Below are 11,860 nucleotides of genomic sequence, written 5' to 3' on the forward strand. Positions count from 1 at the left end.
TCGGTCTAGAGGCGCACGGTCGTGCCGGTCGCCGCGGCCTCGTTGGCGGCGACGACGAGTCGGGTGAGTTCGACGGCGGCATCGAGGTTCGCGGCATCCGGCGTTCCGGTGCGGATGGCGTGCACCCACCGTGCGAAGGGGCCGTCGGCGGCGTCGAGCAGCGGCAGTTCCGTCCAGTTCTCCGGATCGAAGTGCGGGCCCTTGGCGAGCAGGCGTTCGCCGCCGAATCCGAAGAGGAGCGTGCCCTCCGTGCCGCGCAACTCGAACGCGAATGCCCCCGGCACCGTGACGTTGCTGGCCTCGATCACGGCGATCGCGCCATCCGGATAGGTCGCGGTCACGACCGCGTTGTCTTCGAGAGCGCGGCCGGTCACGCTCGTGTACGCGGCGGTCACGCTCTCGGGCCGCGCGCCGAGGAAGCGCTGCGCGAGATACACCGGGTGGCACCCGAGGTCGGTCAGCGCGCCGCCGATGGCGTCGTGCTCGTCGAAGAAGCGCTCCGGAAGCCAGCCGGCGAGCGCGCCGTCGTGGGCGAGCCGGATGCGGGCGTAGGTGAGGCGGCCGAGTCGCCCCTGCTCGAGCGCGTCCAGGGCGGTCACGGTCGTGGCCTCGTAGAGGCGGGGGAGCGAGACCTCGAGCTGCACGCCGTTCTCGCGGACCGCCGCGAGGATCTCGGCCGTCTCGTCGAGCGTCGGAGCGAGCACCTTCTCGGTGAAGATGTGCTTGCCGGCTCGCGCGGCGGCGACCATGACGTCGCGGTGCGGCCGCGTGGCGGTCGTGACGGTGACGGCGTCGATGTCGTCACGGGCGAGCAGGGCGTCGAGGTCCGCGGCGAACTCGACCCCGAACTGGTCGGCTCCGGCCCGCCCGCGCTCGGGGTCGTCGTCCCAGACGGCGACGAGTTCCGTGTCGGGGTGGGCGAGCACCGCGTTCGCGTAATCGCCGGCGTGCACGTGCCAGAAGCCGAGCACCGCCACTCGGATGCCGGGGGAGTCAGGGACTGAGGACATGGGGTCGAAGACCTCCGTTGTGGGATCGTTGTCAGGAAGCACGACACTCTAACTTCTGCTCCGCGAGCAGTGCTAGGGCGCATTCGGGGGTCGGATGCATCGATTCACGTTGCCGCTGAATCGCCCTCGGATATTCCGGCCGAACCGTTGCCCGCACGCGCCGCCGGGCGTACCCTCGGCAGCACACAGCGCTGTCACTCGTTCGGGGGTAGTCATGGTCGTCCAGTCCGCTCGTCTCGGCAGGATCGCGGCGGGGGTGGCCGCCACCGCGATGGCCGCCTCCGTCTTCGCCGCACCGGCATCCGCCGCTCCGTCCGCGAACTCGAGTCCGGCATCCGCCGCCGCCGCGACGTCGAGCCGCTCGACCTCGTACGGGTCGGGCGGTGCCGTCTCGAGCGTCGACCCGCTCGCCAGCCGGATCGGCGTGGAGGTGCTGCGACTCGGCGGCAACGCCGCCGACGCGGCCGTCGCGACCGCCGCGGCTCTCGGCGTGACCGAGCCGTACAGCGCAGGGATCGGCGGGGGCGGCTACTTCGTCTACTTCGACGCGGCGACGGGTGAGGTGAGCACGATCGACGGTCGCGAGACCGCCCCCGCCGGCATCACCCCCGACGCCTTCATCGACCCCGCCACCGGGGCGCCGTACCGGTTCACCCCCGAGCTCGTGTCGTCCGGCGTCTCCGTCGGCGTGCCGGGCACCCTCGCCACGTGGGAGGCGGCGACGGAGCGCTTCGGCACCTCGTCACTGCGCCTGCTGCTCGCGCCGTCGATCGCCCTCGCCGCGAAGGGCTTCCGCGTCGACGAGACCTTCCGTCAGCAGACGCTCGACAACAAGGCGCGGTTCGCCGCCTTCCCCGACACGGCGAAGCTCTTCCTGCCGGGCGGTGACGCCCCGAAGGTGGGCTCGACGTTCCGCAACACCGATCTCGCGAAGACCTACGGGCTCATCGCGCTGCGGGGCACCGACGAGTTCTACGAGGGCCGCATCGCCGACGAGATCGCGGACGTGGTGCAGAACCCGCGCAAGGACCCGGCGTCGCCGCTGCCCGCGCCGGCCGGCACGTTGACCGCGGAGGACATCGCCGCGTATGAAGTGCTGCACCAGGCGCCGACGCATGTGGACTACCGCGGGTACGACGTGTACGGCATGGCTCCCTCGTCGTCGGGCGGCACGACGGTCGGTGAGGCGCTCAACATCCTCGACAACTACCAACTCGGCGGTTTCGACGAGCTCGAGCGCAGCATGCACCGGATCCTCGAGGCGTCGGCTCGCGCGTTCGCCGACCGGAACGCCTACGTGGGAGACCCCGCTTTCGTCGACGTGCCGACGGAGACCCTCCTCAGCCAGGAGTTCGCCGACTCGCGAGCCTGCACGATCGACTCCGCGGCGGCGTCGCCCAAGCCGGTCGCGCCGGGAGCGCTCGACGGCTCGGGCTGTGCCACGGCGCCGTCGGCGGAGCAGCGGGATGACACCGAGAACCTGTCGACGACGCACCTGTCGGTCGTCGACAAGTGGGGCAACGCGGTCGCCTACACGTTGACGATCGAGCAGACCGGCGGGTCCGGCATGACGGTTCCCGGCCGTGGCTTCCTGCTCAACAACGAGCTCACCGACTTCAGCACGGTCTACGACCCCGCCGATCCGAACCGCATCGAGCCGCTAAAGCGCCCGCGTTCGTCGATGTCGCCCACGATCCTCGTCGAAGACGGCGAAGTCCGGCTCGTCGTGGGGTCGCCGGGTGGGTCGACCATCATCACGACGGTCATCCAGGTGATCACGAACTGGGTCGATTTCGCCATGCCGCTGCCGATGGCCATCGAGATGCCGCGGTCGTCGCAACGGAATACCCCCACCACCATTGCGGAGCCCGCGTACATGGACCAGGTCGCACCACTCCTGGAACCGTTCGGTCACGAGTTCGTGCCGTCCGGCGACGCATTGACGTCGGCGGCCGAGATCGGAGCGGTGGCCGGTGTCGAGGTCGAACGTTCCGGTCGCCTGGTCGCGGCCGCCGAGCCGGAACGTCGCGGCGGCGGCGCCGGACTCGTGGTGCGACCCGAACGCTGATCGCGGCGCCACTTTCAGGCGACGGCGCCGGTCGCGGCCGGCGCCACCTCCTGCAACTGGCGCCGAGGCGTACGACCGCCTCCGTTCGCCCGTCGCGGACGCGGGGCGGACGCACACCCGGCGGGCGCTACTGTTCACGGAATGAGCGGGATGCGCGGACAGGTGGGCCAATACGGCAAGCCGCGCACCCGCGTCAGCAGCGGCGACACCGCGGCGCAACGCGCGGAGAACGCGTCGGCGCCGCGCATCCCGCACCTGATGCGCCGCATCGGAGAGCTGTTCCGCCCCCACCGCACCGCGCTCACGATCACGATCGTGTTGGTGCTGATCTCGGCAGGTCTCGGGGTGCTGCCGCCTCTGCTGACGCAGCGGGCGTTCGACGAGGGGCTGTTCCCGCCCGGCGGGCCGAACGTGCCCGTACTGACCGAGATCGTGCTCATCATGATCGGACTGTGGGTCGTCTCGGCGGGCCTCAATGTCGGCCAGACGTACCTCACGGCGACCGTGGGCAACAAGGTGATGGGTGCCCTGCGCGTGCGCCTGTTCGAGCACCTGCAGCGCATGGAGCTCGGCTTCTTCACGCGCACGAAGACGGGCGTCATCCAGTCGCGGCTGCAGAACGACGTCGGCGGGGTCGCCGGCGTGCTCAGCAACACCATCTCGAGCGTCATCGGCAACACGGTCACCGTCATCGCCGCGTTCGTGTCGATGCTCGTGCTCAGCTGGCAGCTCACCCTCGTGGCGATCGTGCTGCTCCCGGTGCTCGTGATCGCGCAGCGCCGCGTCGGTCAGGTGCGCGCGCGCATCGCGACGAAGACGCAGGAGTCGCTGAGCGAGATGACCGCGATCACGCAGGAGGCGCTGAGCGTGAGCGGCATCCTGCTTGCCAAGAGCTTCAACCGGCAGGGCTCCGAGGTGCAGCGCTACGCCGACGAGAATCAGCGGCAGATCCGGCTGCAGGTCAGCCAGCAGATGAGCGGTCAGTGGTTCTTCGCGATCGTCAACGTCTTCCTCTCGGTGATCCCGGCCATCGTCTACCTGGCCTCGGCGTACCTCATCGCCGGCGGGGTGGATGTGACCGCGGGCACGATCGTCGCCTTCACGACGGTGCAGGCGCGGCTCACCTTCCCGCTCATGGGACTCATGCGCGTCGCCCTCGACCTGCAGACCTCCGGCGCCCTGTTCGCCCGCATCTTCGAGTACCTCGACCTCCGCCCCGCGATCACCGACCGCGCCCGCGCCGGCACCATCGATGCGGATGCGCTGGGTCGGGTCGAGTTCGACCACGTCACCTTCCGCTACCCCGACGCCCCGGAGGACTCCGCACCGACTCTCGACGATGTGTCGTTCACGGTCGAGCGAGGCCGGTTCGTCGCCTTCGTGGGACCCTCGGGTGCCGGCAAGACGACCGTCTCGTACCTCATCCCGCGGTTCCACGAGGTGGGCGGCGGTCGGGTGCTGTTCGCCGGCACCGACGTGCGCGAGCTCGAGCAGGACGAACTCGTGCGGCACATCGGCATCGTCAGCCAGGAGACCTACCTCTTCCACGCGACGATCGCTGAGAACCTCCGGTACGCGAAGACGGACGCGACGGATGCCGAACTGGAGGCGGCCGCGCGCGCGGCGAACATCCACGACACCATCGCGCGGTTCCCCGACGGCTACGACACGGTGGTCGGCGAGCGGGGCTACCGCTTGAGTGGCGGCGAGAAGCAGCGGATCGCGATCGCGCGCGTGCTGCTGAAGGATCCGCCGGTGCTGATCCTCGACGAGGCGACGAGTGCGCTCGACACGGTGTCGGAACGCATCGTGCAGGGGGCCCTCGACTCCGCGTCGCGCGGACGGACGACGATCGCGATCGCCCACCGGCTGTCGACGATCCTCGACGCCGACGAGATCTTCGTCGTCGATCGTGGGCGCATCGTCGAGCGGGGCACCCACGGGGAACTCGTCGCGGCGGGCGGCGTGTACGCGGGTCTCTACGCCGAGCAGCGCGCCGCCACCGCCTGATCGGGGCGGGCCGGTCAGCGCCCCAGGCGCTGCCGGCTCGCCTCGTACAGCGCGACCGTTCCGGCGGACGGGGCGCTCAACGAGCTCGCGGATCCACCGATCGGGATGCGGGCGATCACGTCGCACCCGTCGGGCCAGGCGCGGCTCATGCCGCGCGTCTCATTGCCGACCACGAGCACGGTGCCGGATCGCAGGTCCGCGTCGAACAGGTCGCGGTCGCCGCGTTCGTCGAGCCCGACGACGGTGAGCCTGCTCTCCCGCCGGTCGCGCCAGGCGAGCACCGCCTCGGCGCTCTCGGCCTGCACGACGGGGATGCCGAAGAGGGAACCGGTCGTCGCCCGCACGCACTGCGGGTCGTAGGGGTCGGCGGCGTGCCCGGTCGTGACGACGGCGGCCGCGCCGAACGCGTCGGCCGAGCGGATGAGCGTGCCGAGGTTGCCCGGAGACGACGACCGGTCCGCGACGACCACGAGGGCATCGTCCGCGAGCTCGAGGTCGTCGAGCGACGGATGCCGCTGTGTGGCGACGAGCAGCACCTCAGGGGCGCCGGCATCCTTCTCACCGAGTTCACGCATGAGCTCCTCGCTCATCGCGACCCGGTCGGCGTCGCGCGGGGCCCGGTCGAGCACGCCGTTCGCCCATTCCGAGAGGGCGCCGACCCGGTGGATGACCGTGTCGATCGGCCAGCCCGCGTCGAGGGCGAGCGAGATGGGGCGCACGCCCTGCACGAGGAACACCCCGGCGCGCGTGCGTTTCGTGCGGTTGCCGAGGTACGACTCCCACTGCTGGAATCGCGCGTTGCGCGTCGTGATCCGCACGGCATCCTCCCCGCCCGGAGCGGCATCCGGGACCCTACGACGATAGGGGGTCAGCGCGCGTCGAGCTTGTGCAGCAGGTCTTCCATGAGCGCGATCTCGCTCTCCTGCGCCGCGATGATGCCGCGCGCGATGGTGCGCACCGACGGCTGGTCGCTGCGCGCGAGCACGGCCCGCGCCATCTCGACGCCGCCCGCGTGGTGGTCGATCATGAGCTCGAAGAAGAGGCGGTCGGCGGCCGGGCCGTCGGCGGCGGTGAGCTCGGCGAGCTGCGCGGGTGCCGCCAGTCCCGGCATCGGAGCGCCCGGCTCGTGGGTCTCGTGTCCGGCGCCGTGCGCGCCCGGTCCATCGGATGCGGGACGCGTCATCCAGGTCATCGACGGCTCGGACGGGGCCTGGTCGAGCCCCCACTCGACGAGCAGTCCGTAGAGCTGGCCCGCCTGGCCCGACTGCGCGGTGATCATGTCGGTCGCGAGCAGGCGCACCGTGGGGTCGTCGGTGCGGTCGCGGACGAGGAGCGCGAGCTCCACCCCCTGCAGGTGGTGCGTCTGCATGTCGCGCGCGAATCCCGCCTCCGCGCTCGTGTCCGACGGAGGCCTCGCCGCCGGGGCGCTCGCGCGCCCTGCGACGAAGGCGAGCAGGAGCAGGATCACCACGGTCGCGACGGCCGCGACGATCGCGCGCGGACTCACCTCGCGTGCGCCGTCGCTCGTCGCGGCGGCCGGCTCGGGCGTGTCGCCCGACCGGTCAGGCGACCTTGCCGGCACCGTCGATCGCGCCCGTGCACACGGCGTTCGGTTCCGGCACGTCCTTCGACCGCCAGAACTTGCGGATGAACTGCTCGATCCGCTCGTCGTCGGTGGCCTCGACGTGGAGCTGCTGCCCCCACGCGGTCAGCACGACCGGCGCCGGGGCGTCCTCGAGCGGCGCGAGGATCGCGTACGTGTCGGGCATCGCATCCCGCAGCTGCTGCACGCCCGCGGCGTCGACCTCGGCGGGGTCGTAGCTGATCCACACGGCCCCGTGCTCGAGCGAGTGCACGGCGTTCTCGGCGGGCACCGGCTGCTCGTAGACGCCGCAGTTGAGCCAGGCGTAGGCGTGATCGCCACCGGCCGGCGGGGTGAGGTCGTACTCGATCGGCTCGTCGGTGTGCAGATAGCTGCCGATCGTGATCGTGTCGAGGCCCTCGATCTCGATGTCCTCCGGTGCGACCCGCTGGCCGTTGACCACGACCACGGTGATGATCGTGCCGACCACCGCGAGTCCCGCCACCGACGCGATCACCGCGGTGAGGAGGCGGTTGCGCTTCTCTCGCGCCTGCTTGCGCTTGAGCTCCTCGACCTTCGCGGCGCGCGCTGCTTCGCGCGCCTGCTTGACCGTGGGCTTCGTCCTCGCGTCCGGCATCCGGGATTCCTCTCCTGCGCCCTCGTTCCACAGGGCGGGCGACCCCCTGAAGGTATACGAAGCGGATGGGCCGATGGTTCAGCGGAGGCGCCGATCGCGCCCGCGTAACGCTCGGGACCGCGCTGTTAGCCTCGCTGCATGAAGTACGCGGAGTCCGTGATCGACCTGGTGGGCGACACCCCGCTGGTGAAGCTCAACCGGGTGGTCGAGGGCTACGCGCCCACCATCCTCGCCAAGCTCGAATACCTGAACCCCGGCGGATCGTCGAAGGACCGCATCGCCACGCGGATCATCGAGGCGGCCGAACGGGAGGGCAAGCTCAAGCCGGGCGGCACGATCGTGGAACCCACGAGCGGCAACACCGGCGTCGGGCTCGCCCTCGTGGCGCAGCAGCGCGGCTACCGCTGCATCTTCGTCGTGCCCGACAAGGTCGGGGAGGACAAGCGCAACGTGCTCACCGCGTACGGTGCGGAGGTCGTGGTGACCCCGACCGCGGTCGCGCCGGACAGCGCGGAGTCGTACTACAGCGTGAGCGACCGGCTCGCCCGCGAGATCCCGGGGGCGTTCAAGCCCGACCAGTACTCGAACCCGAACGGTCCGCGCAGCCACTACGAGACGACGGGTCCCGAGATCTGGCGCGACACCGACGGGCGCATCACCCACTTCGTCGCCGGCGTCGGCACGGGCGGCACCATCACCGGGGTCGGCCGGTACCTCAAGGAGGTGTCCGACGGCGCGGTGCGCATCATCGGTGCCGACCCCGAGGGGTCCGTGTACTCCGGCGGCACCGGTCGCCCGTACCTCGTCGAAGGCGTGGGGGAGGACTTCTGGCCGAGCGCCTACGACCCCTCCGTCGTCGACGAGGTGATCGCCGCCTCCGACGCGGAGGCGTTCGCCCTCACCCGGCGACTGGCCCGCGAAGAGGGCCTGCTGGTCGGCGGATCGAGCGGCATGGCCCTCGCATCCGCCCTCAAGGCCGCGGAGAAGCTCACCGCCGACGACGTGCTCGTCGTGCTCTTCCCCGACGGGGGCCGCGGGTACCTCGGCAAGGTCTTCAACGACGCCTGGATGCGCTCCTACGGGTTCCTCGACGCCGCGGGCGAGCGCACCGTCGGCGACGTGCTGCGCGCGAAGACCGGGCAGCTGCCCGAGCTCGTGCATGCGCATCCCTCCGACACCGTGCGCGACGTCATCCGGATCATGACCGAGTACGGCGTCTCGCAGCTGCCGGTGCTCTCCGCCGAACCCCCCGTCGTCATGGGCGAGGTCGTCGGTTCGGTGGATGAGCGCTCGCTCGTCGAGAGCGTCTTCACCGGCGACGCGAAGATGACGGATGCGGTGGGCGCCTTCGTCGCCCCGCCGTTCGGCCGGATCGGCGTGCATGAATCGCTCGACGCCGCCCGCGCAGCGCTCGGCTCCGCCGACGCCCTGCTCGTCGTCGCCGACGGCAAACCGGCGGGCGTGCTCACCCGCCACGACCTTCTCTCCTTCGTCTCCGAATAGGACCACCTCCCTCATGACGCACCACCACTTCGACACCCGTGCGTTGCACGCCGGGCAGGAGTTCGATCCGACGACCGGCGCGATCGTGCCGCCGGTCTACCTGACCTCGACGTTCGTGCAAGACGGCGTCGGCGGGCTGCGCGGCGGCTACGAGTACGCCCGCGCCGGCAACCCGACGCGCACGTCGCTGCAGGAGCAGCTCGCCGCGCTCGAGGGCGGCTCCCGGGCGCTGAGCTTCGCCTCGGGACTCGCGGCGGAGGACGCGCTGCTACGCGCGACGCTCTCGCCCGGCTCGCACATCGTGATGGGCAACGACGTCTACGGCGGTACGCATCGACTCGTGAACCGCGTGCACGTGCCGTGGGGCGTCGAGCTCGAGACCGTCGACATGAGCGACGTCGACGCGGTGCGCCGTGTCATCCGGCCCGGCAAGACCGACGTGCTGTGGATCGAGACGCCGAGCAACCCGCTCATGAAGATCACCGACATCGCGACGCTCGCCGCGATCGGCCACGAGGTCGGGGCGACCGTCGTCGTCGACAACACGTTCGCCTCGCCGGCCCTGCAGCAGCCGCTCTCCCTCGGCGCCGACGCGGTGGTGCACTCCACCACGAAGTACCTCGGCGGGCACACCGACGTCGTCGGCGGCGCCGTGGTCACGAACGACGAGGAGCTCGGCGAGCAGATCGCGTTCCTGCAGTTCGCGGTCGGCGCGATCTCCGGTCCGCTCGACGCGTGGCTCACCACCCGCGGCATCAAGACGCTCGGCGTGCGGATGCGACAGCACTCCGCCAACGCGCAGGTCATCGCCGAACGCCTGGCCGCGCATCCGGCGGTGCGCCACGTGTACTACCCGGGCCTCGTCGACCACCCCGGCCACGAGATCGCGGCCAGGCAGATGAGCGGATTCGGTGGGATGCTCTCCCTCGCGATCGAGGGTGGCGCCGAGGCGGCACGTCGATTCGTCGAGTCGACCGAGGTGTTCCAGTTGGCCGAGTCGCTCGGCGGCGTCGAGTCGCTCATCGGGTACCCGTCGGAGATGACCCACGCGTCGGTGCGCGGCACCGAACTCGAGGTGCCCGCCGACGTGGTGCGGTTGTCGGTCGGCATCGAGCACGTCGACGACCTCGTCGCCGACCTCGAGCAGGCGTTGGAGCGCCTTCCGCGCTGACCACGGTCGCTGAGCCTGTCGAAGCGCCCGGCCCGGTTCCCTTCGACAGGCTCAGGGAACGGTCGCCGAGCTCGTCGAAGCGTCTTGACATGCAAGCCGTCACTTGCCTATCGTGAACGCATGACGGACCTCTTCAAGGCGCTCGCCGACGAGACCCGTCGCGTCATCCTCGACGAACTCGCCGAGCACGATCCGCAGACCCTCTTCGAGCTGTGCACGCGCCTGATCGGCAAGCACGGCATCCAGTCGTCGCGTCAGGCCGTCTCTCAGCACCTCGACGTGCTCGAGGCGGCCGGACTCGTGCGCAGCGAGCGTCGGGGTCGGTACAAGTTCCACCACCTCGATGTCACCCCGCTTCAGCAGATCGCGCGCCGTTGGCCGCCGCGCGATCCCGCGGCCCCACCGAAAGGCGACACCCCATGAGAATCACCACCACGAGCGTTTTCGTCGACGACCAGCAGAAGGCGCTCGACTTCTACACCGGCACGCTCGGCTTCCAGCTCGCGAGCGACTTCCCGGCGGGGGAGCACCGCTGGATCACCGTCGTGGCGCCGGACGCGCCCGACGGCACGCAACTCGTGCTCGAGCCGAGCGACCACCCCGCGGTACCGCCGTTCAAGGACGCGCTCGTCGCCGACGGCATCCCGTTCGCCTCATTCGGGGTCGACGACGTGAACGCGGAGTACGAGCGGCTCCGCGCCCTCGGCGTCACCTTCGTGCAGGAACCGGTGTCGAGCGGTCCCTTCACCGCCGCGGTGCTCGACGACACGTGCGGCAACCTCATCCAGATCGCGAGCATGGCCTCCTGAATCGGCACTCCACCGCCTAGCCTGGAAGCGACCGAGGGAGGCGATGCGGATGCGCGTGAAGCCCCTCGACGAGTCGGCGATCCTGTGGTCCCGCAAGCCGGATGGCGGACCGCTGCTGGTCATGCTGCATGGCTACGGCGGCAACGAGTACGACTTCGAGCCGTTCTTCGACCGGGTGCCGCAGGGCGTGACGGCCGCGTCGTTGCGCGGTCCTACGCCACTGCGGGACAGGTGGTGCTGGACCGAGTACCCCCGCGAGGGTGTCGCCGGCGCGACGGCAGCCGTGCGCGGCGTCCTGGAATGGCTCGACCGGACCCCCGCATCCCGGGCGGCGCTGCTCGGATTCTCGCAGGGCGGCGCGACCGCGGTGCACCTGCTGCGCACGGCGCCCACCCGGGTGGAGGCGGTCGCCGAGGTGAGCGGATTCGTCTGGGAGGGTCGGGCGCACTCCGGCGTCGCGCGGATCCGGCCCCCGGTGTTCTCCGCTTTCGGCGACGTGGACGACGTCGTCGATGCCCGCCTCCGGGGTCGTTCCGAGGCATGGCTGCGCGACCATTGCGCGACCAGCTTCGCCCGCTATCCGGACATCGGGCACGTCATGGACGACCGGATGCTCGAGGACGCGCTCGCTTTCCTCACGCCGTTCCTGCTGCCCGAGGCGTCCTGAGGCGCACCGGAACGCGACGAAGGCGCGGACCGAGCGGTCCGCGCCTTCGTGTGTGAAGCTGTCGCCGCCTAGCGGGCGGTGCGACGGTTCTTCGTGACGAGGCCGTAGATCAACAGCACGATGAGCGAGCCGCCGATGGCGAGCAACCACGTGCGAAGGTCGAAGAACCCGCCCAGGTCGACCTGGAAGAGGGCGCTACCGATGAAGCCGCCGAGAAGCGCTCCGACGATGCCGAGCAGCAGCGTGATGAGCCATCCGCCGCCCTGCCGGCCGGGCAGAATGGCCTTCGCGATCGCGCCGGCCAGCAGGCCGAGGACGATCCAACCGATAATTCCCATGGTCGTGTCTCCCGTTCTCGCGGGCCGGCTTTCGACCCGCGGCGCTAGTGAAGCAGCACCCAGCG

The 11,860-nt window shown here is 70.7% G+C and carries 12 protein-coding genes; 7 read left to right on the forward strand and 5 right to left on the reverse strand.

The genetic code is table 11. The features are described from left to right. Positions 1 to 5: 5 nt before the first annotated feature. Positions 6 to 1,010 carry a Gfo/Idh/MocA family protein gene (locus CLV46_RS02725; protein ID WP_100363369.1) on the reverse strand — a complete coding sequence of 335 codons (1,005 nt, stop codon included), beginning with the start codon at positions 1,008 to 1,010 and terminating at the stop codon, positions 6 to 8. A gap of 214 nt (positions 1,011 to 1,224) precedes the next feature. Here CLV46_RS02725 and ggt point away from each other — a divergent pair, with 214 nt between their 5' ends. Together ggt and CLV46_RS02735 are read left to right on the forward strand one after the other, a co-directional pair. Next, positions 1,225 to 3,078 (forward strand): gamma-glutamyltransferase, encoded by a 1,854-nt coding sequence (ggt, locus tag CLV46_RS02730; RefSeq protein WP_211282132.1) that lies wholly within the window; start codon positions 1,225 to 1,227, stop codon positions 3,076 to 3,078. A 141-nt stretch (positions 3,079 to 3,219) separates the two neighbouring features. Then, positions 3,220 to 5,088 (forward strand): ABC transporter ATP-binding protein, encoded by a 1,869-nt coding sequence (locus tag CLV46_RS02735; RefSeq protein ID WP_100363370.1) that lies wholly within the window; start codon positions 3,220 to 3,222, stop codon positions 5,086 to 5,088. A gap of 14 nt (positions 5,089 to 5,102) precedes the next feature. Here CLV46_RS02735 and CLV46_RS02740 read toward each other — a convergent pair whose 3' ends face one another. The 3 genes from CLV46_RS02740 to CLV46_RS02750 are packed head-to-tail and all read right to left on the reverse strand — an operon-like array spanning position 5,103 to position 7,307. Then, positions 5,103 to 5,906 (reverse strand): TrmH family RNA methyltransferase, encoded by an 804-nt coding sequence (locus tag CLV46_RS02740; protein ID WP_100363371.1) that lies wholly within the window; start codon positions 5,904 to 5,906, stop codon positions 5,103 to 5,105. A 50-nt stretch (positions 5,907 to 5,956) separates the two neighbouring features. Further along, positions 5,957 to 6,670, reverse strand: coding sequence for a DUF305 domain-containing protein (locus CLV46_RS02745; protein ID WP_245866451.1), 714 nt, complete (start codon positions 6,668 to 6,670; stop codon positions 5,957 to 5,959). After that, complete coding sequence (locus CLV46_RS02750) at positions 6,651 to 7,307, reverse strand: thioredoxin-like domain-containing protein (protein ID WP_100363372.1); 657 nt, start codon at positions 7,305 to 7,307, stop codon at positions 6,651 to 6,653. The genes CLV46_RS02745 and CLV46_RS02750 overlap by 20 nt, the downstream gene beginning before the upstream one ends. A gap of 138 nt (positions 7,308 to 7,445) precedes the next feature. Here CLV46_RS02750 and CLV46_RS02755 point away from each other — a divergent pair, with 138 nt between their 5' ends. From CLV46_RS02755 to CLV46_RS02775, 5 genes are all read left to right on the forward strand, one after another. Beyond that, entirely contained in the window at positions 7,446 to 8,810 is a 1,365-nt protein-coding gene (locus tag CLV46_RS02755) for a cystathionine beta-synthase (RefSeq protein ID WP_100363373.1), read from the forward strand. A 13-nt stretch (positions 8,811 to 8,823) separates the two neighbouring features. After that, entirely contained in the window at positions 8,824 to 9,981 is a 1,158-nt protein-coding gene (locus CLV46_RS02760) for a cystathionine gamma-synthase (protein WP_100363374.1), read from the forward strand. A gap of 120 nt (positions 9,982 to 10,101) precedes the next feature. Beyond that, positions 10,102 to 10,404 carry an ArsR/SmtB family transcription factor gene (locus CLV46_RS02765; protein WP_100363375.1) on the forward strand — a complete coding sequence of 101 codons (303 nt, stop codon included), beginning with the start codon at positions 10,102 to 10,104 and terminating at the stop codon, positions 10,402 to 10,404. Beyond that, positions 10,401 to 10,790, forward strand: a complete 390-nt coding sequence (locus CLV46_RS02770) for a VOC family protein (RefSeq protein WP_100363376.1) — start codon at positions 10,401 to 10,403, stop codon at positions 10,788 to 10,790. Before CLV46_RS02765 ends, CLV46_RS02770 begins: the two co-directional genes overlap by 4 nt. Before the next feature lie 49 nt (positions 10,791 to 10,839). Beyond that, on the forward strand, positions 10,840 to 11,457 hold the full coding sequence (locus CLV46_RS02775) for an alpha/beta hydrolase (RefSeq protein ID WP_157802201.1): 618 nt from the start codon (positions 10,840 to 10,842) through the stop codon (positions 11,455 to 11,457). Positions 11,458 to 11,525: 68 nt separating this feature from the next. Here the strand turns inward: CLV46_RS02775 and CLV46_RS02780 are convergent, their stop codons facing one another. Then, positions 11,526 to 11,795: a GlsB/YeaQ/YmgE family stress response membrane protein gene (locus CLV46_RS02780; RefSeq protein ID WP_100363378.1), complete on the reverse strand. Its 270-nt coding sequence runs from the start codon at positions 11,793 to 11,795 to the stop codon at positions 11,526 to 11,528. Between the last annotated feature and the right edge of the window lie 65 nt (positions 11,796 to 11,860).

Origin of the sequence: Diaminobutyricimonas aerilata, assembly GCF_002797715.1 — a bacterium.
Taxonomy (GTDB): domain Bacteria; phylum Actinomycetota; class Actinomycetes; order Actinomycetales; family Microbacteriaceae; genus Diaminobutyricimonas; species Diaminobutyricimonas aerilata.

Coding starts and splice junctions, on each gene's coding strand:
- CLV46_RS02725 (WP_100363369.1), bottom strand. CDS start 1,010: ATGTCCTCAGTCCCTGACTCCCCCGGCATCCGAGTGGCGGTGCTCGGC.
- ggt (WP_211282132.1), top strand. CDS start 1,225: ATGGTCGTCCAGTCCGCTCGTCTCGGCAGGATCGCGGCGGGGGTGGCC.
- CLV46_RS02735 (WP_100363370.1), top strand. CDS start 3,220: ATGAGCGGGATGCGCGGACAGGTGGGCCAATACGGCAAGCCGCGCACC.
- CLV46_RS02750 (WP_100363372.1), bottom strand. CDS start 7,307: ATGCCGGACGCGAGGACGAAGCCCACGGTCAAGCAGGCGCGCGAAGCA.
- CLV46_RS02755 (WP_100363373.1), top strand. CDS start 7,446: ATGAAGTACGCGGAGTCCGTGATCGACCTGGTGGGCGACACCCCGCTG.
- CLV46_RS02760 (WP_100363374.1), top strand. CDS start 8,824: ATGACGCACCACCACTTCGACACCCGTGCGTTGCACGCCGGGCAGGAG.
- CLV46_RS02765 (WP_100363375.1), top strand. CDS start 10,102: ATGACGGACCTCTTCAAGGCGCTCGCCGACGAGACCCGTCGCGTCATC.
- CLV46_RS02770 (WP_100363376.1), top strand. CDS start 10,401: ATGAGAATCACCACCACGAGCGTTTTCGTCGACGACCAGCAGAAGGCG.
- CLV46_RS02775 (WP_157802201.1), top strand. CDS start 10,840: ATGCGCGTGAAGCCCCTCGACGAGTCGGCGATCCTGTGGTCCCGCAAG.
- CLV46_RS02780 (WP_100363378.1), bottom strand. CDS start 11,795: ATGGGAATTATCGGTTGGATCGTCCTCGGCCTGCTGGCCGGCGCGATC.